Consider the following 25,297-nt stretch of genomic DNA (forward strand, 5'->3'; position numbering starts at 1 on the left):
CGTTAGGAAGAACACTACATAGAAATGGGTGAATGGATTGAACAAAATTGCAATTATCGGTGGAGGAATTACAGGCATGGCCGCCGCCTATTACGCGAAACAAGCCGGGGCGCACGTCACCATGTACGAAGCGAGCGATCGAATCGGTGGAAAAATCAAGACCGTCTATCAAGACGGCTTCGTCTTAGAATGCGGACCGGACGGATACATGGCCCGAAAACCGACATTGACCGAACTGATCACCGAGCTCGGACTCGACGACCATCTCGTCCGGTCGATGACCGGGACATCGTACATTTATGTCCGCCAACAGCTTCGACAAATGCCGGACGGATCGGTCATGGGCATCCCGACCAAGTTTTGGCCGATGGTCAAGACCGATTTGTTCACGTGGCGCGGTAAACTTCGGGCCGGGATGGACCTCGTGCTGCCACGCGTCTATACGGGAACAGACATCTCGCTCGACAAATTCTTCCGGACCCGGCTCGGATCAGAAGTCGTCGATGCGATGATTGAACCGCTTCTCTCGGGAATCTACAACGGGACGCTCGACGATATGAGCATCGAGTCTACTTTCCCTCAGTTTATCACGATTGAACAAAAAACACGCAGCCTGATTCTCGGTATGAAAGCATTGACACCACCTGTTCAAGCCGGCGTCAAGCCACGTGAAGCCGGGAAGTTTCTATCCCTTCAGCAAGGTCTCGGCGTCCTCATCGAGGCGCTTCGCCCGTCGATTGACCGCCTCTATACAGAGACGAAGGTCGCGTCGGTCCGGCCCCATGAAGTCACCCTCGCCGACGGGACGACCAAGTCGTTCGACGGCATCATTTTGGCCACTTCGCCGAATGCGCTCGGTCCGATCCTCGGTCTCCCGGAAGCAGAAAAATTGTCCGAGTTGAAACGGACGTCTTCCATCACCGTGCTCGCGGCGTTCGATGAAAAAGAGGTCACGTCACTCGACGGGACCGGTTACGTCATCGCCAAAGCGGAAGGGAACGCCTTGACGGCCTGCAGTTGGATGCATAAGAAGTGGCCCCACATGGCACCAAAACATAAGGCGCTCTTACGCGTCTACATCGGATCTGAGTTCGTTCCCGATTTGTTGACGGAATCCGACGAGACCATCGCCGACTTCGCGCTGCGTGAACTGCGGAAGATTCAACACGTCGGTACCCCGATTTTCACAAAAGTCGAACGGCACATCGATACGATGCCGCAATATGAGGTCGGTCACAAACAATACGTGCGCGCTTTCGAAGAGCAGCTGTCCACACTCGACGGGATCGAGGCATGTGGTGCCATCTTGCATGGCGTCGGTCTCCCCGACTGCGTCGACTCGGCCAAACAGGCCGTCTCCCGGGTGATGGCGAGACAGGCGGTGTCCGTATGAAACGAGTCGACTACAACGAAAATCCATTCATCGTCATCTGGGAAGTAACACGTGCCTGTGCGCTATCGTGCGTCCATTGCCGAGCCGAGGCCCAGTTCCATCGCTATCCGGGTGAACTCGATACCGAGCAAGGCAAGGCACTCATCCGAGACATCCAGGCGATGGATAATCCGATTCTCGTCTTCACCGGGGGCGACCCGCTCATGCGTGAGGACTTGTTCGAACTGACCGAATATGCCGCTTCGCTCGGCATGCGTGTGTCGATGACCCCGTCGGCGACACCTCGTGTGACCCATGACGCCGTCAAACGGGCGAAAGACGCCGGCTTGACGCGCTGGGCGTTCTCACTCGACGGTCCGGATGCCAAATCGCATGACTACTTCCGGGGAACGCGTGGCAGTTTTGAACGGACGCTGCGTGGCATCTCATACTTCCGAGAAGAAGGGATGTCATTCCAAATCAATACGACGGTCACGGAGTATAACGTCGACCAACTCCCGGAAATCGCCAAACTCGTCGGTGAACTCGGCGTCTCGGTATGGACGTTGTTCTTCCTCGTGCCGACCGGTCGCGGGTCACTCCTCCAGCCGATCTCGCCAGAACGGCATGAAGATGTACTCCGTTGGGCGTTCGCGTTGCAAGAGCACGTCCCGTTCATCATCTCGACGACCGAGGCCCAGTTTTATCGGCGCATCGCCCGGCAAGAGAATTTGAAACGAAAACAAGTTGGATTGCCGCCCATCGGCCATCCGCATGACGACCTCGCCAAGGCGCCTCGCGGCACGAATGACGGGAACGGCTTCGTGTTCATCTCGCATACGGGCGACGTCCAGCCGTCCGGCTTTTTGCCGATCACGTGCGGCAACGTGAAAGAGACACCGCTCGCTGAGATTTATCGGCACCACCCGGTCTTCAAATCGCTGCGTGACCCTGATACACACCACGGGAAATGCGGCTACTGTGAATATCGATACGTCTGCGGAGGGTCTCGGGCCCGCGCTTATGCCGTCACCGGCGACTATAAGGCCGAGGAACCGTACTGCGTCTATCAACCCGAACCGATTGCATAAACAAAGAGCGCCGGCGTCAGCCAGCGCTCTTTCGTGATTCAGTGAGTGACCGTCGCGGGACGAAGCGTCAACTCGTCGTTCTCGACGTCGATGACGACCGTCTGGCCGTCCTCGATGTCTCCGGCGAGAATGCTACGGGCGAGTTTCGTCTCAATCGTCCGTTGTACGTACCGGTTGATTGGACGGGCCCCGAACTGTGGCTCATACGCCTCGTCGGCGATGAACACCTTCGCGGCATCCGTGATCTCGATTTGAATCGAACGCGCCGTCAAGCGACTGCCCATGCGCGCGACCGCTTTTTCGACGATTTGGCCGATTTGAGCCCGCGTGAGTGGATGGAACAAAATCGTCTCATCGACCCGGTTCAAAAACTCGGGACGGAAGTGGCGGCGGAGCCGCTCGATGACTTGGCGTTCTTCCGCCTCATCGATGACGCCATCTTTCGCCGCTTCGAGCAAGATGTCGGCCCCGATATTCGACGTCATGATGACGATCGTGTTTTTGAAGTCGACGACACGCCCGTGTGAGTCGGTCAAGCGACCATCGTCGAGCAGTTGCAGCAAGATGTTGAACACATCGGCGTGCGCTTTCTCGACCTCGTCGAGCAGGAGAACCGAGTACGGGTTGCGGCGGACCGCTTCCGTCAACTGGCCGCCTTCTTCATAGCCGATATAACCCGGAGGTGCCCCGACGAGACGCGACACGGCGTGTTTCTCCATATACTCGCTCATGTCGAGGCGAACGATATGGTCCTCCGAGTCGAACATCGCTTCGGCGAGCGCTTTCCCGAGCTCGGTCTTCCCGACACCGGTCGGTCCGAGGAACAAGAACGAGCCGATCGGACGGTTCGGATCTTTGATGCCGGCCCGAGCCCGAATGACGGCGTCGCTGACGAGCCGAATCGCATCGTCTTGTCCGAAGACGCGTTGATGAAGTACCGTCTCGAGGTTGAGCAACTTATCTCGTTCTCCTTCGGTCAATTTCGTCACAGGGATGCCCGTCCATTTCGAGACGACCTCGGCAATCTCTTCCTCGGTCACTTCTTCCCGGACGAGTTCACGTGTCACCGAACCAGCGAGCCGCTCTGCTTCTGCAAGCTCGCGCTCGAGTTCCGGGATGCGGCCATATTTGAGCTCGGAGGCCCGGTTCAAATCGTAACGGCTCTCGGCTTCTTGCAGTTCAAGTTTCACTTTTTCTAAATCCCCACGGATATGTTGGACACGATGGGTCGACTCTTTCTCGTTTTCCCAGCGGAGTCGAAGCGCGTCGGACTGTTCGCGGATCGAGGCGAGCTCTTGCTGCAACGCATCGAGTCGTTTCTTCGAGGCGTCATCGCTCTCTTTCTTCAGGGCCGCCTCTTCGATCTCGAGTTGCATGACGCGGCGCACGAGTTCATCAAGCTCGGCCGGCATCGATTCCATCTCCGTCCGAATCATCGCACACGATTCGTCGACGAGATCGATCGCCTTGTCCGGCATGAACCGGTCGGTGATATAGCGGTTCGATAACACGGCCGCTGCGACGAGCGCGTTGTCGTGAATGCGGACACCGTGGTGAATCTCGAAGCGCTCTTTTAATCCACGCAAGATCGACACCGTGTCTTCGACGTCCGGTTCGTCGACGAGCACTTGTTGGAAGCGGCGCTCGAGCGCTGGATCTTTCTCAATATATTGCCGATATTCATCGAGTGTCGTCGCACCGATACAGTGGAGTTCACCGCGGGCGAGCATCGGTTTGAGCATGTTCCCGGCGTCCATCGCGCCTTCGGACTTACCGGCCCCGACGATCGTGTGCAGTTCATCGATGAAGAGGATGATTTTCCCTTCCGCTTCTTTCACTTCGTTCAAGACGGCTTGGAGCCGCTCTTCGAACTCGCCGCGATATTTGGCCCCTGCGACGAGCGAACTCATATCGAGACTGAAAATCGTCTTGTCTTTCAAGCTCTCCGGCACGTCGCCGCGGACGATGCGTTGGGCGAGCCCTTCGACGATCGCCGTTTTCCCGACGCCTGGTTCCCCGATCAAGACCGGGTTGTTTTTCGTCTTCCGGCTCAAGATACGGATGACACGCCGAATCTCGCTATCGCGCCCGATGACGGGATCGATTTTGCCGGTCTTCACTTCTTGGATCAAATCGCGTCCATACTTCGTCAAGACGTCATACGTCGCTTCCGGTGATTTTGACGTGATCCGTCGATTGCCCCGGACGGCGACGAGTGCCTCACGCAATCTCTCCTCGGTCACACCTTTGCGCTCGAGCATGTTCTGTGCTTGACTCTTGTTCATGATGATCCCAAGCAGAATATGTTCGACCGAGACGTATTCATCGCTCATCCCTGTCGCTTCACGTTCCGCCGTCGTCAACACGTTCAACAACGAGGCCGAGATCATCGGCGTCGTCGGTGTTTGAAGTTTCGGTGCGTTCTTGAGCGCCATCGCGACCTCGGCCTCGATATCAGCGACACTCAGTTCCATTTTTTGCAGTAAGAGCGGCGCGATGCCGTCCGTTTGTGAAATCATCGACGCCAAGACGTGCCATTCGTTCATCTCGCTATGGTGGTACTGTTTCGCAAGTGCCTGCGAGCTGACGATACCTTCATGTGCTTTATCGGTAAATCGATTGAAATCCATTCTGCTTCCTCCTTAGGCTCAGCGTTCGAGTTGTTCGTAAACAGATCGGTGGGCGGCGTCTAGCGGCAAATCGACTTCAAGTTGGACGAATAGATCCGATCGGACTTTCGAAGCGGTCATGAATCCACGTCCCGGGATGCGCATCCGTTGACCAGGCCGCGACCCCGGTTTGACTTTCAGCTTGACCCGACCACCATCGAGTGTCGCCACGACGACTTCCGCGCCGTCGAGGAAAGCGAGCGGACGCAACCGTTTGACGGTGATGACGTTCGCCCCTTCGCGCCGGTACATGTCGTCATCGGTGAAGTGGAGCTCGACGTACACATCGCCTCGATCGCCCGACTGTCCGACTTTACTGCTTTTGCCTTTGAGCCGCAGCTTTTGTCCTTCATGGGCGCCTTGCGGGATTTTGACGTTGACCGTCCCCGTCTGTAGGCGCAGGCTCACTTTGGCATCACTCGTCAACTGACTGAGCGGGACATTGACTCGGACCGTCTCATCGAGGTCTTCTTCGACCGCCTGGTCAAAGAAGCTGCCAAACATGTCCTCAAAACCGAATGTGCGCGACGTCGTTCGTGACCCACCGCCGAATTGACGGAACAAGTCCTCGAATTGGGCCGATCCTTCCCCGTACCCATCACCGCTGTACCCTCCACCGAACGTCGGTCCTTCCGGACTTCCGTAACGGTCATAGTTCGCTTTTTTGTCAGGATCGCTCAACACGTCAAAAGCCTCTTGGATTGCTTTGAACTTGTCTTGGGCACCCGGATCTTTATTCACGTCCGGATGGTATTGTTTTGCCAACTTTCGATACGCTCGTTTTATGTCTTGGTCGGATGCCTGCTTCGGCACGCCAAGGACGTCATAATAGTTTTTTGCCATCTCGTTTCACCTCACCTATCCCTTTCCCGATTCTGTTAAGTCTATTCTACCGATTTGGTCAAAGAAGGTCAAAGAATTTCCTCGTTACTTGTCATACGAAAAAAAGAAGGCATTCGTTTCATCACGATGCCTTCTTATCGGTTAGAAATATACTTTCGGACTATCCATGCCCTCTTCAAACACGATCGTCACTTCTTGTTCGCCACCGAGCGAGGTGACGTTGATTCGGACCGGTACGTTCCGGTTGTATTCCCAGCGGTTCTCGAGCAGGCCGACGACGTGCTGCGTGAAGCCGACGAGTTCGGCTCGGCTATAGAACTGGATCGGAATATCGATCTCAATCCGTGACAATTCCCCGTTCTGATAAAAACCTTTCCCGATCATCCCGCTGAAATCTGGGAACACATCAGCGATTCGGTCGCTGAAGAGGGAGAATTTTTGAGCGTCATCGCGCACTTCCGTCGTCGCTTTGGCGGACGGGAAGTAATAATACGTCTCGTCGACATCTTTCCAATCACTCGCCGTCACCTCGCCAGCCGTGCCAACGAATGCCGATTTGACATAGTTCCCCGGCGTCGGTGACCCTTGCGACGCTTTCATATACAATGCGACGTTGATATCGAGATCTTTGAAGTCCTCACGTTTCCGCAACTGGGCGACGAGTTCATTCGCCATGCGTTCTCCTTCAGCGATGACTTTCTTCTCGTCCAACTTTTCCGTATACGTCGGACCGAAATTCGGCGCTTGGAACACGTACTCCCGGTTCAAAATCAAAGCGAATGAAACACCGCCGAGTTGATAGCCGTTATCCGTCTTCGTCATATAGTTCTGTTCGACGAGCGACGCCAAATAGAGTGGCGACTTTTTATTCTCCTCGACGAATTGGTTTTCGGCCACTTCGGCCGTGCCGTTCGCATACGCCGGGTTGAGCGGGACGAGCCCTTCTGCCGTTTTGTCTTTACGGCCAAGCAGACGCGAGACATCTTCACTCGTCAATAGCTGTCCTTCTTGGTACGCATAGTTTTCCGGTTTGAATGCGCCGGTCGAATGGCGCATGAGGCCGAGCTCCACTTCTTCGAGCTCGAGCGACGAGCTCACTTGGCGCTGGGCCAAACCTCGGGCTGCCGCCGGTTTAAATGGAATGACCATCTGGTAATATGAATCACGCGCTTGAATCGCTTCTGTGACGCCTTCGGCTGCCGTCTCTTCACCCGTCGGTGTGACTTCCTCTTCCCCCATCGGGATTTTCATCGAGCACCCGCCGAGGAAAACCGTCGCGGCGAGAGCTGGGATAATCAATTGTTTCCATTTCATCTATGTCTGAACTCCTTTGATGATTCGATTCGTTACACTTCGTCCATTATAACAAAATCGTCCGTCGAAAAAAGTGTCGAAGCGGCATCAGTCCCGATTCAAAGAAAAGCACCCCCCGACTCGTGTCGGAGGGCGCCTGCGATCATGCTTTTGTGGATGGACGGCGCCGATGCGTCACGAACAAGAGCCCGAGCACGATTAAAACGAGACCAATGACCGTCCCCCACGTTTCTGTCGAACCTGTCATCGGTAGTGTCGCTTGGTCAGGTGTCACCGGGGTCGTCGGTTCAGGCACATACACAGATTCGTCGCGTTCAGGTTCCGGGATGGCTTGTTTCACATGCACCGTCGCCTCGGCCGTTCGGGACACACGCGCTTCACGATTGACCTCGAACGTGAACGTCGTCCGGTTCGTCAGTACTGCGCCCGCTCGCACATCATAGGATGGTAACAACACTTTCTCCACTTCAAGCACGACTTCCTCACCTGGGATGAGTCCGTTCTCGACTTCAGCGAGAGCCTGCATGCCGTCTCGAAGCGTCTCGGTCGTCTCGCGCTGTTCTTTGGTCGTCAACGCCCCGCTCGTCCATTCATCGATGACATCGACAAAGTACAAGGTGACATTCGACGTGTTTGTGATTGTATACGTATAGCGAATCGCCTCGCCCGGGTGCACCGTCCCTGGGCTCGCCACTTTCGTGACCGTGAAATCAGCTTGGTTCAATAAGACGATCTGTTGACTCTCGGCATCGACGATCCGTCCATAGGAATCGGTCGCACCGACCCGGAACACGTTCCCGATCTCAGGAGCGTTCGTCCGGTCATAGTCGCTCGGGATTGTTAAGTTGACCGTCGCCTCGACGCGTTCACCTGCCGCGAGGCCGTTCTCCCCGATGAGCGCCATCAACTGCTCACGCACGTCGGCATTGAATGCTTCGACCTTGTCAGCATCGATGTCGCCGCTAAAGAACTCATCTTCGATGGAGGTGATCATGAGCGCCGTCTCGCCTGTGTTCTCGATGACGAACGTATACGGAATCACTCCGCCGACGACGGCTTGATCAATATTTGCCTCTTTACCGACCTCGAGACCAATCGTCTCATTCGGTACGACCGTGACGGTCGCCTCGGCACATTCGGCCGGAATCAATTCATCTGCTCCTTCAACACCGATACAAAACGTATTCGTCACCACCGTCTCATCTGTCACGTCTGGTGCGAACACATCGAACTGGATTGTCGTCGTCCCGACCGGTATCGTCGGAAACGTCCAATCGAAGGCGGGTGGTCCACTCACGGTCGTCGGGGGTACCGACCCTTCCGGACCGAGAACTTCAACCGAGTCCGCGACGACGGTCAACGCTTCCGGGACCGTGTTGGATACGGAAAAATTATCGACAGGGGCGCCCGTCACATCGATGACGAGCCGATACGTCACTAAATCTCCGCCTAACACACGCTCGATTGGCCCGTCGGCACCGAGCACCAATTGATCGATGGCAACTACTGGGGTGGCGGAGGGTGCGGTCACTTCTTCTGTGACAGGTTCTGGCTCTGATTCAACGAGCGGAGGCTCGACCGGTGTTTCAACGTCCGGAACTGTCTCTGTCCCGTCATCACCCGGCTCAGTCGACTCGCCCGCAAGTTCCTCAACATGAAATGCATAGACGGCGTCCGGGAACGAATAAGGAACGCCCTCACCATTATATAACGTGACTTGATCGATGGTCGTAACGTCAACGTCGGCGGCATCCAACATGAACCGCCAAATCGTTGACGATTCACGCGCCCCGTAGTACGTCACGTCGTCGTAAATCAGGCTTGCGTCGTCGTACGCTTCGATTTCTTCAGGGCTCAAATCAATTTGTGCATAAATTGGCGTTGGTGTCATTGTCGTGTTCGCATAAATGCCATTCGGTGCCCACATGCCAATCAATACGAGGACGAATGTGATGAGTGCAAAGATGCGTCGGTTAGTGTTTCGCATGATGGTCCCCTCCTCTAAGGTGTCTGCCAAACTGTGACGACTGTCTGCGATGACACGCTCCGGCACGGGAGAGGGATAGAGGATGATTGTGCGCGAGTCGTGGTGTGAGTTCTTGGTGTCAAAAAGTATTTGTAGATACTATTCATTACCCTTCGCACGTTCTCACGAACCCGCCGTCATCCTAAAACGGTTGAAAATTAGGTCAATGAAAAAAGGCCTTCCACACGGAAGACCTTTCCTTCAAGATTGTTCTGCCAAGAAGGCGAGCAACGCCGCCTCGTCCCACACTTCGATGCCAAGCGATTCGGCTTTCGTCAGTTTCGACCCGGCTTTCTCGCCGGCGACGAGAAGGTCGGTGTTCTTGCTGACGCTTCCCGTGACACTCGCACCGAGCAATTCGAGCTGCTTGCCGGCTTCCCCGCGCGTCATCTCATGCAGTTTCCCGGTCAAAACGACCGTCTTGCCGGCGAGCGGCGCATCAGCGTCAGCGACCGGTCGTTTCGTACCTTTGAACGTCAGGTTGACACCTGCCGCGCCGAGGTCACGAACGAGGTCACGAGCTTCCGGCTTCTCAAAGTATAAGACGATCGATTCAGCCATCTTCGTACCGATACCATCGATTGACGTCAAGTCGTCGATCGAGGCCTCCATGACCGCTTCCATCGTCTCGAACCGTTCCGCAATCAACGCGGCCGCTTTTTGTCCGACGAGGCGGATACCGAGCGCGAACAAGACGCGCTCGAGCGAGTTCTGTTTCGATTGCTCAATCGCCGCGAGCAAGTTCGTCACCGACGTCTCGCCCATCCGGTCGAGCTCGAGGAGCGCGTCCCGGTCGAGACGGTACAGGTCGGCCACGTTATGAACGAGCCCGGACGCGTGGAGTTGTGTGATTACTTTCTCGCCGAGCCCATCGATGTTCATCGCCGGGCGTGACACGAAATGAATCAACCCTTCGAGCAGTTGGGCCGGGCATTCCGGATTGACGCAGCGGTGGTCCGCCTCTCCTTCTAACCGTACGAGTTCAGATTCACAAGCTGGACAATGCGTCGGGAAGACGATTTCCGTCTCCTCCCCGGTCCGCTCACTGACGAGCGCCGAGACGACGGCTGGAATCACATCGCCGGCTTTCTTGATGACGACACGGTCCCCGATGTGAAGGTCCTTCTCTACAATGAAGTCCTCGTTATGGAGCGTCGCATACGTCACGGTCGACCCGGCGACCGAGACTGGTGCGAACCGTGCGCGTGGCGTGACTTTTCCGGTCCGCCCGACACTGAAATCGACGTCTTCAATCGTCGTCACGACTTCTTCGGCCGGGAACTTATACGCGACGGCCCAACGCGGGCTCTTCGCCGTGAAGCCGAGCTGTTCTTGCTCTTCGTAAGCTGCGACTTTGATGACGATGCCGTCAATCTCGTACGGCAGTTCGGACCGCTTCGTCACATACGTTTCGATATAGTCCCATAACTCATCGGCCGTATGACATGTCGTGTATTCTTGACTGACGGCGATGCCGAGACGGCGCAAATACGCGAGCGACTCGTCATGCGAGGCGACGAGGTCGTCCGTCGATACGAGCCCGTAGGCGAAGAACGCCAAATTCCGCGACGCCGCGATTTTCGAGTCGAGCTGCCGGAGCGAACCTGCCGCCGCATTGCGCGGGTTGGCGAATAAAGGTTCCCCAAGACGTTCTCGCTCGTCGTTCAAATGTTCGAACGACCGTTTCGGCATATATGCCTCACCGCGCACCTCGAACGTGACGTCCTCGTTCAACCGGAGCGGAATCGAGCGGATCGTCTTCAAGTTTTGCGTGATGTCTTCTCCGGTCGTCCCGTCACCGCGCGTCGCGCCACGGACGAGCCGACCGTCTTCGTATTTCAGTGACACAGCGAGCCCGTCAAACTTGAGCTCGGCGACGAAGAGCGGACTGTAACCGAGATCTTTCTCGATGCGTTCGACCCATTCGACGAGCTCTTCTTTAGAAAACACGTTCCCGAGCGAGAGCATCGGCGTATCATGCGTCACTTTGACGAACGCGTCGAGCGGGGCACCGCCGACCCGTTGCGTCGGAGAGTCTGGACTCCGAAGTTCCGGATAGTCCGTCTCGATTTCAATCAATTCGTTCATGAGACGGTCGTATTCCGCATCCGGGACACTCGGGCGGTCGAGCACATAATATTCATATCCGTATTGGTTTAACTTTTGACGAATCGCTTCAACACGTTCTGCCATCTCCATGTGATCACCTCACGCTTTTTCGATTGGGGCAAACTTGGCGAGCAGGCGCTTGATGCCGACTGCCGGGAAAGCGATATCGAGTTCGAGCTGATCGCCTTCGCCACGCGTCTGGACGACCGTGCCTTGACCCCATTTTTTATGATTGGCCTTATCCCCAACGTTCCAACCGATCGATTCGGCGCCGGACGACTGGGCAAGCTTCGGTTTTGGTTTCGAGCTGAAGCCGTTCACCGGAAGTTTCCCCGGCGACTCGACCGGATTCCATGGCATCGCCTTTTTCGCTTTGCCCGAACGCTCCAAGAGCGTCTCTGGCAACTCGTGCAAGAAGCGCGATTCCGGGTTGTTTTGGAAACGACCGTACAACATGCGAGACTGGGCCCGCGTCAAATAGAGACGTTTCTCAGCCCGTGTGATCCCGACGTAGGCGAGACGACGTTCTTCTTCCATCTCTTCCGGGTCGTTCAAGGCACGGCTGTGCGGGAACAACCCTTCTTCCATCCCAATCAAGAAGACGACTGGAAACTCGAGCCCTTTGGCCGAGTGGAGCGTCATAAGCGTCACTTGGTGCAACTCGTCGACTTCTTCGAGCGTGTCGAGGTCCGAGACGAGCGTCAAGTCGGTCAGGAAAGCGACGAGCGTTTGTTCATCGCTCTCTTTCTCGAAGTTTTGCGCGACCGAGAGGAACTCTTGCAAGTTCTCGAGGCGGCTCTCGGCTTCAAGCGTCTTCTCGATTTTGAGCATCTCTTCGTAGCCTGACTTCTTCAGCACTTCTTCAATCAATTCGGAAATCGACAAGTAGTCGGCCATTTGACGCAAATCGACCATCAATTGACGGAACTCGGCAAGCTTCGTCGCTGTGCGTGGGGCAATGCCCGACAGCTCGATGTCACGAATCGCTTCCATGAGCGACACACCCTGCATCCCGGCGAAGTCGCCGAGCTTATCGACCGTCGCGGCGCCGATGCCGCGCTTCGGTTCGTTGACGACACGGACGAAGGAGATGTCCTCGTCCGGGTTGGCGATCAAGCGCAAATACGCCAAGATGTCTTTGATTTCTTTTCGTTCATAGAACTTCGTCCCGCCGACCATTTTATACGGGATGTTCGACTTGAGAAGCATCTCTTCAAGTCCACGCGATTGAGCGTTCGTCCGATACAGAACGGCCATTTCGCCGTAATCGACACCCTCTTGGCGGAGTTCTTTCATCTGATTGATGATAAAGAACGCTTCATCCCGGTCATCCGAGGCGACGTGAAGGAGCAGTTTCTCCCCTTCGACGTTCTCGGTCCATAGCTTCTTATCTTTTCGGCTCGAGTTGTTTTGAATGACACCGTTCGCCGCTTCCAAAATCCGTTTCGTCGACCGATAGTTTTGTTCGAGCAAGATGACGTGCGCACTCGGGTAATCTTTCTCAAACGTCAAGATATTGGCGATATCGGCCCCGCGCCAGCGATAGATCGACTGGTCCGAGTCACCGACGACACACAAGTTCTCATGCGCTTGCGCGAGCAGTTTAACGAGCGTATATTGGGCCCGGTTCGTATCTTGATACTCGTCGACGTGGATGTATTGGAACTTCTTCTGATAAAACGCGAGCACGTCCGGCGCTTCTTGGAACAGCTGAATCGCCTTCATGATCAAGTCATCAAAGTCGAGCACGTTGTTTTGCTTCAACTTTTTCTCATACGCCGTATAGACGTCCGAGATGACTTTCTCGTAGGGGTTGTTACCGACGAGTCCAGCCGCGTCTTGCGGCGTACGGAGTTCGTTCTTATGGTTCGAGATCATGCCGAGGAGCGTCCGCGGCTCATATTTTTTCGGGTCAAGGTTCAGCTCTTTGAGCACTTGCTTGATTGCCGTCAACTGATCGGATGAGTCGAGAATCGAGAAGTTCCGGTCATAGCGGATGCGATCGATGTCGCGGCGCAAAATCCGGACGCACATCGAGTGGAACGTCGAAATCCAAATATCGTCCGCGACACCGCCGACGAGGCGGGCGATCCGGTCTTTCATCTCGCGGGCCGCTTTGTTCGTGAACGTAATCGCGAGAATGTTCCACGGCGCGATTTGTTTCGACGCCATCAAGTAGGCGACGCGATGCGTCAAGACACGTGTTTTCCCAGACCCTGCCCCGGCCATGATGAGGAGCGGCCCGTCCGTATATTTGACCGCCTCCGCTTGCGGGGGGTTCATGCCTTTGACTAGTTCTTCACTCAAGTTATACATAATCGTTTCCTTTCTCTAACCAAACGTTTGTTCTTATTTTATCGAAGTGCTGCGACAGTCGCAAGCGCTCCTTCGAAATTGTCATAAATCACATTACCGACGACGATCGTGTCCGCGTATGCGGCCATCGTTTGAGCTGATTCAAAATCAGTGATGCCGCCCCCATAAAACAAGTGGGCGTCCGGCACCGCTAAACGTACTTCTTTGACGAGCTCGACGGATCCCAGTGTGCCGCTATACTCCACGTAAAGCGAAGGCAAGCGGAACAAGCGATGACCGGCTTCTGCGTAAGCGACCGCCTCTTCGATGGAAAGGTCGGTTTTCGCCTCGGTCACACGGGCCACTTTCGCGTCCGGGTTCAAGACGATATAGCCTTGTCCGGTCACCTGGTCATGAAACAAGTGTCCGTGTCGTTCAAACGCCTTCACTTGATGACCGATGAGCCAGTCGACAGTTCCTGCATTCAGGACGGTCGGAATAAAATAGTGATCGAAGCCTCGAACCACTTGCTCGGGATGGCTCATCTCAAGCGCGAGCGGAATGCCGCACCCTTCGAGTCGGGCATAGAGCGCGAATGTGTTCTCCGCATCGACCCCGTCGGTCCCTCCGATGAGGAAGGCGTCCGTACCGGAGCGGATGAGCGCCGCGAGCGCCGAATCATCGAGCGGTTTATTCGGATCTAGTTTAAACACGTGGCGCCACGATTGAAAATCCATTCGGCTTCCCTCCCCTTCGATACCTTCTCTAGTGTAGCGATTTTTCCCGCCACTTGCATCTGTTGAACAAAAAAAGACTTGCCGAGGCAAGTCTCAAGCACGTCTCGCGTGCGTCTTTTGTTCGCGGGCCGTCATCCACTTGGCGACGAGCAGAGCGAACAGCCCGTACACCGGGATGAACCAGAGCGGATTCGCCAAGAAAAAGCCGAGCACGGGAATATCAAGTAGCGGAGAATCCGGTGAACAGAGCGCCGTTCCGTTCACAACCGCGATGAACGGCAACACCGGGACGGCGAACACGTAACCGAAATTGATCCAAAAAGCTTTCATGTTCTGATCTCCTTACCCTAAGATGATTGATTCTTTCGGATAGTTGTACATCCGTTTCGGCTGTCTCCGCTGCAAAATCAAGATGAAGGCGATGACACCGATGCGTCCAATGAACATTAAAATGGTGAGCACCCACTTGCCGACGTTACTAAATTCGGACGATAGCCCGACCGACAACCCGGTCGTTCCGAACGCCGAGCACGCCTCGAACAAGATACGCGTGAGCGATGCGTCTTCGAAGAACGTCAGCACCATGACCCCGGTCAACAGGACGGCCAGAGACACGGTAATGATGACGAACGCTTTCCAAATGTCCTCGAGCACGATCTCACGTCCGAAGATTTTAATGGACGAGTCCCCGCGAATGAACGCGACGACCCCGAGCACGGCGACGGCGAACGTCGTCGTCCGAATCCCCCCACCGACCGAGGACGGTGACGCCCCGATGAACATCAGAATCGAGAGCAGCAACATGCTGCCTTCCGAGAACAAGTTGACATCAACGGTCGACAACCCCCCGTTTCGCGTCGTCACGGACTGGAACAACGAGTCCGAGAGTGCGAGCCAGAGCGGCAACTCTTTGAACGCGTTGTCATACTCAAACAGGAACAAACCGACGGTCCCGATGGCAATCAAGATGAAGAACGTCGATACCGTCAGTTTTGTGAACAGTGAGAAACGGCGCGGGAAATTCTCGCGCTTCCGAATGATTCGGTTCGTCAAATACGTGCGAATCTCGACGAGGACCGGGAACCCGATGGCACCGCCGGTCATGAGCGCGATTTGGGTGAAGATGACGAACGGGTCTTCCCGGAATGGTGCGAGCGAGCTGCCGGTGATGTCGAAGCCGGCGTTCGTCGTCGCACTGATCGAACCGAACAGGCCTTGCAAGAACGCCTCGCTGGCCGTATCGAAGTAATTTAAGTAATGGACCCCAAGCAACACCGCACCGACCGCTTCAATCGCGATAACGGTGATGACGATCTCGGTGATGTACTTGACGATCCCAGACATCGACGTCTGGTTTTGGTCACGTAAAATCAGCTGGCGCTCGCGAAAACCGATGCGCTTGCCAAGCAAGATCCACATGATGACGTGAAGACTGATCAACCCGACCCCGCTCACTTGAACGATGAACAAGATGATAAATAATCCGAACGTCGAGAACGTATCGGTCACGACGATCGGGGTCAATCCGGTAACGCTGACACAGCTGACCGCGAAAAAGACGAGATCGGTGAACGTGATCGAGACGCCCGGTTGTCGCGCAATCGGTAAAGCGAGCAAAATGACGGCCAACACGACCGCCGCGCTATAAATCAACACGAGTGTCTGGACCGGTGTCAGCTTCCGAAAGAACAGCTGTAAATTTCGCTTCATAAACTTGTCTTGCATCTCGCCCCTCCTCTCCCATCAAAAACAAGATGACTCTTACGAGTCACCTTCTGATTGTTGTAGACGTTCAAGGGCAAGATCATAGCCGCCTGACCCATAGTTCAAGCAACGCTTGACGCGGGAAATCGTGGCCGTCGAAGCTCCTGTCGCTTCTTCAATTTTATGGTACGTGCTACCTTCACGAATTTGGCGGGCCACTTCTAGCCGTTGGGCGAGCGCCTGCACTTCGTTCACGGTCGCTAAATCTTCAAATAGTTGATAACAATCTTCGAGTGTATCGAGCTTCAAAATCGCCTCAAACAGCTGATCGAGCTCTCGTCCTCGTAATTTATCGAGTTGCATCCGCAAGCATCCTCTCTCCATCGTACTTCTTTATCATTCTAAAGCACGACCGGCTCGGACTCAACTGTTCATCGTAAAATCGCCGGAAATAGTATTTGTTTCTTCATCACTTCGTAAATTCCGAGCGGTGTGGCCCGCACATATGGCAAGTGCGTCGACGCCAAGAACAAGAGCGTATAGATTGGGTCTTCAAACTTGTAACCACGCGTGAGCAGTTCGGACCGCAACACTTCTTCTTGGACGATCAACTGTTCAATCGGCTCCTTCGACGTCATGCCACAGAGCGGGAGCGGAATTTCCGCGATAATTTCACCACGGTCGACGAGGACGATACCGCCGCCGAGCTGTTTCATCCGTTCGAACGCCGTCAGCATGTCTTGTTTACATTTCCCTAAGATCAAGTAGTCGCCACTAATCGAATACGAGCTGACGAGCCCGCCAAAGTCGTTGGCAAATCCTTTCAGCACCGTGTTGAGGCGCCACTTCCCTTCTTTATCAAGCAACATGAGGAACGACTCGTCCCCGTCACGCGGCAATTCGTCTTGACCGGTGTCGTGCGAGATTTTGAACAGTTTCATGATGACCGAGTTGACCATGTCGAGCCCGACAGGCATGCTGAACGACAGATCGTTCGGCGTCAGTTCGATGTCGACGTCCGTCGACGGCATGAGCGCGAGCGCCGCATCGACGAGCTCGTTCGGGAACAACGATGCCCCGTCCCGGTAAATCCATTGCCCTTTGGCGATGACGGCGGACGGGCGCGGCTCGTCGATCGCATCAAGAATATTCAGATGGGCGATGCGTCCCGGCGCAATCGAACCGAGAACGTGATCGAGCCCAAAGTGTCGCGCCACGTTCAATGACACGATGCGGTACGCCTCAATCGGCGGCAATCCGGCCTCAATCATGATCTTAATAAGCGCGTCTTGCAGCCCGTCTTGATAAAATCCTGGCGTCGACCCGTCTGTCGTGACCATCACATGATCGAACGCCTCGAGTCCGGCGTCGAGCAGGCCACGGATGAGTCCCGGAAGGTCAGGACGAATCGAAGAATGACGGAGTGTCGTCGTATAGCCGTGTTCGAGCCGGCAGAGCGCTTCTTCGGCCGTCATCGCTTCATGGTCGCTGTGAACACCCATCAGCGCCATCTTCGTCAACGTCTTCGCCGAGGCACCCGGGAAATGCCCTTCGACCGGGAGCCCGCACGTCTCCGCGTCGAGCATCCACTGCAACATCTCGTCATCGCCTTTCAACGTGCGCGGCCATGCCGTCAATTCACCGGCCATGATGACGTCCGGATGATTGAACCAGTCGTGAATCCGCTCGGAATCGACAAGGACACTGTCCCGGTCGAGCTCGGTCTGTGTATCGAGACGCGCCCACCAATATGTGCTCGTCGGAAGCTGTTGGATCGCATCGAGTTGCGCAAACGCTTGCTCCTTATTTTGTAAAAAAAGAAGCATGTTGTCATTCACGAGCGTCGTCGTCCCCCGCTCGCCTGCATACTTCGACAGCGTCGCCGGATTATAAAGTTGGAATGGATGCGCATGTGGCTCGATATAGCCAGGCACGATATATTTTCCGGATACGTCCACCGTCTCGACGGCCGCTTTCGGTACATCTGGCCCGACATAGACGATCCGGTCATGCTCGATCCAAATATTTGCTTGTTTCCACTGCTTCACGTACATGTTCAAGTACGTGGCATTCGTCAATACGAGCGAAGGTGGCCTGACTTGGCTCACGACTTCTAGTTGTGACCGAATCATCGCTTTAGACCACGGTGCCCGCGCCGATCGTTTTGTTGGCATCGAACCCAATCCTCCCTTAATCGCCTCGCCATTATTATCAGACAATAATTTTGTAAGCGTTTTCTTTCATCTGTTTCAAGTTTACCTTTTCTATGAAAGGGTCGCAAGTTATGTTGCTAATTGTAACGGAATTCACATGAAATTCACACAAATAAAGACACCTCCCGCAGGAGGTGTCTTTACCAGTCATACATCGTGACCGTTTTCTTCAAGTAATGCTCAAGTTGTGCCAGCGGAACCGGTTTGCTGTAATGGTAACCTTGGATGAGCGAACTGCTATGTTCGAGCACGAACGCGAGCTGCTCCGGACGCTCCACACCTTCCGTGACGATATCGAGACCGAGTGTATGGAACGTTTGATATAACCCTTCAAGCAAGGCCCGATCGAACGTGTTCTCAGGAATCCCTTTGACAAAGTTTTGATCGATTTTAATAATATCGAGTTGAAGCGACTGCAAGAACGAGAGCGACGATGTCCCGACACCAAAGTCATCGAGCGAGATTTTGACGCCGATCGCTTTGAGCGCGTGAATGAACTGCTGAAGCTCATACAAATTCCCGCCGACCTCACTCTCGGTGATTTCGACATGAAGGCGATGAGGGTCAAATCCCGTTTCGGTCAGCACGTGTTCCAATGAAGCTAAAAACGACCCGTCGGCGATTTGGCGTTTCGATACGTTGATCGAAAGGAACAAGTGATGTCGTTCCACATGATCCTTCATCTCCGTGACCGCCTGTACGAGCACCCAGCGTCCCAAGTCCGAGATAAGACCGAGCTGCTCGGCGACCGGGATGAATAGGCCTGGGGAAATCTGACCTTTGCCCGGATGATTCCAGCGAATGAGCGCCTCGACTCCCCGTACTGCAAACGGCCGTGGCGATACAATCGGTTGATAATACAGTTCAAACTCATCGTGTTCGAGGGCATGGCGCAAATCGCGTTCCATCTCGAGCGTCTGTAAATAATGGCTCCCGTCCTCGATTTCTTGGAACGTCAAGACACGGTTCTTCCCTGACAGTTTCGCCTCGTGAATGACCACGTCGAGCCGCCCCATCATGACCTCATACGTGTGTTGCGGCTCGGCATAGGTGAACACATCGATGCCGATTGTCGCCGCCATCCCTTTCACACCGTTGACATGGGCCCAGTCCTTCAAGTCTTTCGTCAAGTGCCGGGCGACCGGTTGGAGCTGGTCAAGTGTCCAGCCCGGATGGACGAGCATGAACTCATCGGCACCGATGCGAGCGACGAACCCGTCTTCTTTATAGAAGTTGAGCCGTGAGGCGAGATAGATGAGAACAGAATCACCCGTCCGATGTCCGTATTGGTCGTTGATCCGGCGGAAGTCATCCAAATCCAATCCGAGCACTCCGATCCGTTCCTGCTTTCCACGCACGGTCGAGAAATAATCTTCTAGCGCGAGCCGGTTCGGAAGAAGCGTCAATGCGTCTCGGAACGCCCGGTCGATCACTTCGGCGCGCGTATCTTCGAGTGCCGCGAGCACCTCGTTCATACTCGTCGCCATCTGTTCGATTTCGTCGTGGCTGTGCGCGTCCCGACTGAGGCGGAGTCGGCTGTCCCGCTCGAGTGTGATGATCTTCAACTCACTCACGATCTCCATCAGCCGCCGAATCACGACCCGGTGAATCGTCCATAACAAAGAGAAGAACAGACCGAACCCGAGGATGACGAGCGCGAGCATGCCGAGCCGCAACATCGTGACCGTATTTTCGTAGTGCGTTTGCGCGACGGTGAACCCGACTTCATAATCGGATTGCTGAAACACCGTGTCGAGTGGGATCACCACATCGGTCCCGTCCGTCCCGCTCTTGATGATTGTCTCTTCTCGACGAACCGGCTGAATCGTCAATGGTATCTTCGTTTGGGCACTTATATCTGCCATGACCGTCGAATCGACGAACTCGAGCATGATGAGCGTTCCTTGGCGTGGTCCACTACTGTCACTTCGTAGAATCGGATGACTGACATATAACGTCGGGCCAAAATCACTGGCGTATACGCCGTTCTGTGCATCGCTCCGATTGGTCAAGCGAGAGGTAACCGCCCGGATGATCGCTTGTTGGTCGGCTTTCGACAATGACATGGCTGTCGAACGAAACGCCGAGTAGAAAGCTTCCCCCTCGTTGTCCAAATAGACGATAGCGTTGACGCTCAAGTTCTCGAGCGACTGTTCACTGATGTTACTTTGGATATAAGCGGCATTTCGTCGCTGCACGAACGTGTACGTATCATTCCAGACAGCCCAGTCGATGAGTGTGCGCTCGAGTGTGCTCTTCCGATTGGCGAGCGTCTCAGATACGCTCGCGATTTGACTCTCGACCGTTTGACGATCTTGCTCCATGCTTTTCTCGATGAAATATGGTCGTACCCCAAAAAAGATGACACCGACAAACACAATTATATTCACGGCCACCGCAATCATGAGCTTCGTCCGAATGCGCACGTCGACCACCTTCTTCCTTCAATCTACTCCATTATTGTAGAGCAGGAAGTACGGATTCCCTTCTTTTCGCATGAAAAAAAGGACGGGTTGACCCATCCTTTAAAAAATCTGAGCCAACGCCCGCCCTCCGATATCACGCCGGTAAAACGTCTGTGGCAAATCAAGTTGTTCGAGTGCCGTATAGACGGCCGTCTTCGCTTCAAGCAACGTCGGTTTCGTCGACGTGAGGACGAACAATCGCCCTCCGTTACCGATGATGTGGGTCCCGTCCCGGGTCGTCCCCGCATGGAACACGAGCACATCATCTCGTAAGTCACCGAAGCCTGACAGTACCTGCCCGGTCGTCGCTCGATCAGGATAGCCTTCTGCCGCGACGACGACTCCAATCGTATAGCCTTCTACCCATTCAATCGGATACGGTTTTTGGTCCATGACCGCCTCGATGACGCCGAGGAGAGGAGATGCCAAGTTAGGAAGAATGACCTCGGTCTCGGGATCGCCAAATCGAGCGTTGAACTCGATCACTTTCGGGCCATCCGCCGTCAAGATGAGGCCCGCATACAAGAACCCTTCGAACGGTGTGCCCCGCTCGACCATCGTCCGCGCCAGCGGGAAGAGCACACGTTCGACCGCCTCTTGATACACAGCATCATCCAAGTGAGGCATCGGACTGTAGGCGCCCATACCGCCCGTATTCGGTCCTGCGTCTCCGTCATAGGCACGCTTATGATCTTGTGACGTGATCATCGGGATAACGTGCTCCCCTGACACGAACGCCATGAGCGAGAACTCTTCTCCATCCAAAAATTCTTCGATGACGACACGTGATTGGTCCCCGAACTTATCGGTATCGAAAATATCATGGATGGCTGCTCTCGCCTCTTCAAGTGTGAACGCGACGGTCACCCCTTTACCGGCGGCGAGTCCATCCGCTTTGACGACGAGTGGTGCTTCGAGTTGATCGATCTGTCGGAGCGCTGACTCAGCGTCGGTGAACGTGTCGTACCCTGCGGTCGGGATATTGGCTTCACGCATCACTTCTTTCGCGAACGCTTTACTGCCTTCAAGCAACGCCGCCGCCTTCGTCGGTCCAAAGATTTTTTGTCCATGAGCTTGAAACACATCGACGACACCGGCCATGAGGGCCGACTCTGGACCAACGATCGTCCAGTCAACCGCCTCGCGTTTCGCAAACTCGACGAGGCCAGAGACATCTGTCTCTTCGATTGGTACACACGTCACGTCGCCCATATTAAGATTACCCGGAGCGACGAACACCTCATGTCCGTCTTGTCTCAACTTCCAAGCGAGCGCGTGCTCACGCCCGCCGCGTCCAATGACGAGTACGTTCATCTTATCGCTCCTCTCAATGTTTGAAGTGTCGAACTGACGTGAACACCATCGTGATGCCGTGACGGTTCGCCGCTTCAATCGACTCCTCGTCACGAATTGATCCGCCTGGTTGAATGATGGCCGTGATCCCGGCTGCGGCCGCAGCCTCGACCGTATCGCCCATCGGGAAGAACGCATCGCTACCGAGAGCGGCCCTTTGAGCACGTTCCCCTGCTTGTTCGAATGCGATTTTCGCCGCGCCGACGCGGTTCATCTGTCCCGCACCGATGCCGATCGTCGTCTCGTCTTTGGCGACGACGATGGCGTTTGATTTCACGTGTTTAACGACACGCCACGCAAGTTTCAAGTCTTCCCATTCAGACGCCGTCGGACGACGGTCCGTCACGATTTGGCATGACGCATCATCGAGTGTGACGTCGTCCCCATCTTGTACGAGTAGACCGCCCGCGACAGCTGTCAAGCGCATCCCTGTCATCTGGCCCATATCGAGCGTCAATAACCGAAGATTCTTTTTCTCTTTCAATCGGTCAAGTGCTGCCTCGCTAAAGGATGGCGCGATAATGATTTCTAGGAAGATGTTACGGAGGGCCTCTGCCGTTTCCACATCGACTTCACGGTTCAAGGCGACGATGCCCCCAAAAATCGAGACCGGATCGGCCGCATGGGCTCTTGAGAACGCTTGGCTGATTGTCTGTCCGACAGCGACACCACATGGGTTCATATGTTTGACGACGACCGCTGCCGGCTCCGTCAATTCACTGAGCGCCTCGAGCGCCGCGTTCGTATCTTGGATATTGTTATATGAGAGTTCTTTTCCATGGAGCTGCTCCGCGTTCGCGAGCGTCATCCCGTGATAGAGCGGCGTCTTATAAAACGCTGCTTGCTGGTGCGGGTTTTCCCCGTAACGGAGGTCTTGTACTTTCTCATACGTGACCGTGAGCTGTTCCGGGAACGTCTCGCCGATCTGCTGCCCTAAATAGTCGGCAATCAAGGCGTCATACGCCGCCGTGTGACGGAACGCTTTTGTGGCAAGACGTTGACGTGTTTCGAACGTCGTCCCGCCGGCACGAACCGCTTCGGCCACATGACCGTAGTCGGCCGGGTCAACGACGACCGTCACGCTGGCATGGTTTTTCGCGGCCGAACGGAGCATGCTCGGTCCACCGATATCGATATTCTCAATCGCTTCATCATACGTCGCGTTCTCTTTCGCAATCGTTTCTTTGAACGGGTACAAGTTGACGACGACATAGTCGATTGGCTCGATGTCGTGGTCTTTCATCTGTTCGACGTGCGAATCTAAATCGCGGCGTCCGAGAAGTCCGCCATGTACGAGCGGATGGAGCGTCTTCACGCGACCGTCGAGCATCTCTGGGAACGATGTCACTTCCGAGATATTTTTTACGGGAAGACCGGCCGCGATGAGCGCCGCTTCCGTCCCGCCTGTCGAAATGAGTTCGATGCCCGCTTCATGCAACGCCTGCGCGAGCTCGACGATTCCTGTTTTATCTGACACACTCAGTAATGCTCTCACTTGAAAACCTCCTGTTGGATAAACACTTGTTGTAGTACGTGCGGATAGAGCTGATGCTCGACCGCTTGGATGCGTCTTGCCGCTTCGGCCGCATCACAGCCTGCGATGGCGACGTCTTGTTGGGCAATCATCGGTCCCGTATCCATCCCGGCATCGACGTAATGAACGGTGACACCGCTCGTCGGCACGTTCGCCGCGAGCGCCTGACCGATGGCGTCTTTTCCAGGGAACGCCGGTAAGAGCGACGGATGGATGTTGATAATATGGTTCGGATATGCTGACAGCAATACGTCCCCAATCAACCGCATATACCCGGCCAAGACGATATAGTCGGCGCCGAGCGTCTGTAACAAGACGAGAATCTCTTGTTCGAATTCCGCTTTTGACGCATATGCCTTCGGTTCGAACGAGAAGCTCGCGATGTTGAACCGATCCGCCCGCTCGAGTACTTTCGCTTCTGGTTTGTCCGTGACGAGCAGGACACATTCCCCTGACAAGTCGCCTCGGTCGATGGCTTGCCAAATCGCTTCGGCGTTGCTACCGGACCCGGAGGCGAAGATGGCAAACTTTTTCACTGGTCGACCCCCATGATGCGGACGCCCGGTTTGGCATCAACTTTCCCGATACGGTGCGACGTCTCTCCGGCGCGTTCGAGTGCGGCTTCGACGGCTTCGACATCTTCAGGCCGGACCGTGATCATGAAGCCGATGCCCATATTGAATACGTTGAACATCTCTTGTTTCGAGACGTGCCCGACTTGCTCGAGCCAGTCGAACACCGGCAGGCTCGGCCAATTCGAGGCATCGAATGTGACACCGAGGCCTTCCGGCAGCATGCGTGGCACGTTCTCGTAAAAACCGCCGCCCGTGATGTGGGCCATGCCTTGGACACGCCCCGTCGCGATGGCCGCTTTCGCCGCCTCGGAATAGATGCGTGTCGGCAACAAAAGGGCGTTCCCGAGCGTCGTATCGAGCATGGCGATCTCGTCAGTGTAGGCAAGGCCTTGTGACTCGACGATATGGCGGACGAGCGAGAATCCGTTCGAATGAACACCGGATGACGCGAGTCCGAGGACGATGTCCCCCGCTTCGATTGTCCGGCCATCGATGAGTGCTTCCTTCTCGACGACACCGACGGCGAATCCAGCAATATCGTACTCGCCGTCCGGATACATACCCGGCATCTCGGCCGTCTCGCCTCCGACGAGGGCACAGCCCGCTTGGACGCAACCTTCGGCGACCCCTGCGACGATGCGCTCGAGTTTGGCCGGTTCTGCCTTGCCGGTCGCGATATAGTCTAAGAAATAAAGCGGTTCGGCCCCGTGGACGAGACAGTCGTTGACACACATCGCCACACAGTCAATTCCAATCGTATCATGTTGGTCGAGCGCGAACGCGAGTTTGAGTTTCGTGCCGACCCCATCCGTTCCGCTGACGAGAATCGGATGTTTCAACTGCATCGAGCCGAGGTCGATCATCGCCCCAAAACTGCCGAGCCCGGTCATCACTTCTGGACGCATCGTCCGTGCAACGTGACGCTTCATGCGTGATACTGCTTCATAGCCTGCTTCTAAATTCACACCCGCTTGTTCATATCTTAAACTCATCGTCA

Annotated in this window: 18 protein-coding genes; 2 read left to right on the forward strand and 16 right to left on the reverse strand. The window is 55.2% G+C overall.

The genetic code is table 11. The features are described 5' to 3' along the window. Positions 1–28 precede the first annotated feature (28 nt). Positions 29–1,393, forward strand: coding sequence for a protoporphyrinogen oxidase (gene hemG / locus KNP60_RS12960; RefSeq protein WP_034781274.1), 1,365 nt, complete (start codon positions 29–31; stop codon positions 1,391–1,393). Beyond that, positions 1,390–2,463, forward strand: coding sequence for a TIGR04053 family radical SAM/SPASM domain-containing protein (locus tag KNP60_RS12965; protein ID WP_034781277.1), 1,074 nt, complete (start codon positions 1,390–1,392; stop codon positions 2,461–2,463). Before hemG ends, KNP60_RS12965 begins: the two co-directional genes overlap by 4 nt. A gap of 38 nt (positions 2,464–2,501) precedes the next feature. Here the strand turns inward: KNP60_RS12965 and clpB are convergent, their stop codons facing one another. The 16 genes from clpB to purM form a co-directional block, all read right to left on the reverse strand. Then, entirely contained in the window at positions 2,502–5,093 is a 2,592-nt protein-coding gene (gene clpB / locus KNP60_RS12970; protein ID WP_034781279.1) for an ATP-dependent chaperone ClpB, read from the reverse strand. 18 nt (positions 5,094–5,111) lie between these two features. After that, positions 5,112–5,975: a DnaJ C-terminal domain-containing protein gene (locus KNP60_RS12975; RefSeq protein WP_214708842.1), complete on the reverse strand. Its 864-nt coding sequence runs from the start codon at positions 5,973–5,975 to the stop codon at positions 5,112–5,114. Positions 5,976–6,116: 141 nt separating this feature from the next. After that, positions 6,117–7,289, reverse strand: coding sequence for a CamS family sex pheromone protein (locus KNP60_RS12980; RefSeq protein ID WP_214797634.1), 1,173 nt, complete (start codon positions 7,287–7,289; stop codon positions 6,117–6,119). A gap of 142 nt (positions 7,290–7,431) precedes the next feature. Next, on the reverse strand, positions 7,432–9,276 hold the full coding sequence (locus KNP60_RS12985; RefSeq protein ID WP_214797635.1) for a DUF7507 domain-containing protein: 1,845 nt from the start codon (positions 9,274–9,276) through the stop codon (positions 7,432–7,434). 240 nt (positions 9,277–9,516) lie between these two features. Further along, positions 9,517–11,514, reverse strand: a complete 1,998-nt coding sequence (gene ligA, locus KNP60_RS12990) for an NAD-dependent DNA ligase LigA (RefSeq protein ID WP_214797636.1) — start codon at positions 11,512–11,514, stop codon at positions 9,517–9,519. A gap of 9 nt (positions 11,515–11,523) precedes the next feature. Beyond that, on the reverse strand, positions 11,524–13,740 hold the full coding sequence (gene pcrA / locus KNP60_RS12995; RefSeq protein WP_034781291.1) for a DNA helicase PcrA: 2,217 nt from the start codon (positions 13,738–13,740) through the stop codon (positions 11,524–11,526). A 38-nt stretch (positions 13,741–13,778) separates the two neighbouring features. Continuing rightward, the gene (pcrB, locus tag KNP60_RS13000) at positions 13,779–14,456 is read right to left on the reverse strand and encodes a heptaprenylglyceryl phosphate synthase (RefSeq protein ID WP_214797637.1); all 678 of its coding nucleotides are present in this window, start codon (positions 14,454–14,456) and stop codon (positions 13,779–13,781) included. A gap of 93 nt (positions 14,457–14,549) precedes the next feature. Further along, a complete protein-coding gene (locus tag KNP60_RS13005; RefSeq protein ID WP_131437309.1) occupies positions 14,550–14,786 on the reverse strand; it encodes a hypothetical protein in 237 nt (78 codons plus the stop codon). Positions 14,787–14,798: 12 nt separating this feature from the next. Further along, positions 14,799–16,181, reverse strand: coding sequence for a TrkH family potassium uptake protein (locus KNP60_RS13010; protein WP_052090282.1), 1,383 nt, complete (start codon positions 16,179–16,181; stop codon positions 14,799–14,801). A gap of 36 nt (positions 16,182–16,217) precedes the next feature. After that, complete coding sequence (locus KNP60_RS13015) at positions 16,218–16,523, reverse strand: YerC/YecD family TrpR-related protein (protein ID WP_034781303.1); 306 nt, start codon at positions 16,521–16,523, stop codon at positions 16,218–16,220. A gap of 68 nt (positions 16,524–16,591) precedes the next feature. After that, a complete protein-coding gene (locus tag KNP60_RS13020) occupies positions 16,592–18,334 on the reverse strand; it encodes an adenine deaminase C-terminal domain-containing protein (RefSeq protein WP_214754297.1) in 1,743 nt (580 codons plus the stop codon). A 179-nt stretch (positions 18,335–18,513) separates the two neighbouring features. Further along, complete coding sequence (locus KNP60_RS13025) at positions 18,514–20,799, reverse strand: putative bifunctional diguanylate cyclase/phosphodiesterase (protein ID WP_235420260.1); 2,286 nt, start codon at positions 20,797–20,799, stop codon at positions 18,514–18,516. A 99-nt stretch (positions 20,800–20,898) separates the two neighbouring features. After that, positions 20,899–22,152, reverse strand: a complete 1,254-nt coding sequence (gene purD, locus KNP60_RS13030; protein WP_214797638.1) for a phosphoribosylamine--glycine ligase — start codon at positions 22,150–22,152, stop codon at positions 20,899–20,901. 13 nt (positions 22,153–22,165) lie between these two features. Continuing rightward, positions 22,166–23,686, reverse strand: a complete 1,521-nt coding sequence (gene purH / locus KNP60_RS13035) for a bifunctional phosphoribosylaminoimidazolecarboxamide formyltransferase/IMP cyclohydrolase (RefSeq protein ID WP_214797639.1) — start codon at positions 23,684–23,686, stop codon at positions 22,166–22,168. Next, complete coding sequence (gene purN, locus KNP60_RS13040; protein WP_214754303.1) at positions 23,683–24,261, reverse strand: phosphoribosylglycinamide formyltransferase; 579 nt, start codon at positions 24,259–24,261, stop codon at positions 23,683–23,685. Before purN ends, purH begins: the two co-directional genes overlap by 4 nt. Next, on the reverse strand, positions 24,258–25,292 hold the full coding sequence (gene purM, locus KNP60_RS13045; protein ID WP_034781315.1) for a phosphoribosylformylglycinamidine cyclo-ligase: 1,035 nt from the start codon (positions 25,290–25,292) through the stop codon (positions 24,258–24,260). The genes purN and purM overlap by 4 nt, the downstream gene beginning before the upstream one ends. Between the last annotated feature and the right edge of the window lie 5 nt (positions 25,293–25,297).

This window comes from Exiguobacterium sp. s5 (genome assembly GCF_018618075.1).
In the GTDB taxonomy this organism is placed as follows: domain Bacteria; phylum Bacillota; class Bacilli; order Exiguobacteriales; family Exiguobacteriaceae; genus Exiguobacterium; species Exiguobacterium mexicanum_A.

What these genes read in the sequence shown, in the direction of transcription:
- purM (WP_034781315.1), bottom strand. Translation starts at nt 25,292, where the DNA reads ATGAGTTTAAGATATGAACAAGCGGGTGTGAATTTAGAAGCAGGCTAT.
- KNP60_RS13020 (WP_214754297.1), bottom strand. Translation starts at nt 18,334, where the DNA reads ATGCCAACAAAACGATCGGCGCGGGCACCGTGGTCTAAAGCGATGATT.
- KNP60_RS12985 (WP_214797635.1), bottom strand. Translation starts at nt 9,276, where the DNA reads ATGCGAAACACTAACCGACGCATCTTTGCACTCATCACATTCGTCCTC.
- KNP60_RS12980 (WP_214797634.1), bottom strand. Translation starts at nt 7,289, where the DNA reads ATGAAATGGAAACAATTGATTATCCCAGCTCTCGCCGCGACGGTTTTC.
- purD (WP_214797638.1), bottom strand. Translation starts at nt 22,152, where the DNA reads ATGAACGTACTCGTCATTGGACGCGGCGGGCGTGAGCACGCGCTCGCT.
- KNP60_RS12965 (WP_034781277.1), top strand. Translation starts at nt 1,390, where the DNA reads ATGAAACGAGTCGACTACAACGAAAATCCATTCATCGTCATCTGGGAA.
- ligA (WP_214797636.1), bottom strand. Translation starts at nt 11,514, where the DNA reads ATGGAGATGGCAGAACGTGTTGAAGCGATTCGTCAAAAGTTAAACCAA.
- KNP60_RS13015 (WP_034781303.1), bottom strand. Translation starts at nt 16,523, where the DNA reads ATGCAACTCGATAAATTACGAGGACGAGAGCTCGATCAGCTGTTTGAG.
- KNP60_RS12975 (WP_214708842.1), bottom strand. Translation starts at nt 5,975, where the DNA reads ATGGCAAAAAACTATTATGACGTCCTTGGCGTGCCGAAGCAGGCATCC.
- KNP60_RS13005 (WP_131437309.1), bottom strand. Translation starts at nt 14,786, where the DNA reads ATGAAAGCTTTTTGGATCAATTTCGGTTACGTGTTCGCCGTCCCGGTG.
- KNP60_RS13010 (WP_052090282.1), bottom strand. Translation starts at nt 16,181, where the DNA reads ATGCAAGACAAGTTTATGAAGCGAAATTTACAGCTGTTCTTTCGGAAG.
- pcrB (WP_214797637.1), bottom strand. Translation starts at nt 14,456, where the DNA reads ATGGATTTTCAATCGTGGCGCCACGTGTTTAAACTAGATCCGAATAAA.
- pcrA (WP_034781291.1), bottom strand. Translation starts at nt 13,740, where the DNA reads ATGTATAACTTGAGTGAAGAACTAGTCAAAGGCATGAACCCCCCGCAA.
- clpB (WP_034781279.1), bottom strand. Translation starts at nt 5,093, where the DNA reads ATGGATTTCAATCGATTTACCGATAAAGCACATGAAGGTATCGTCAGC.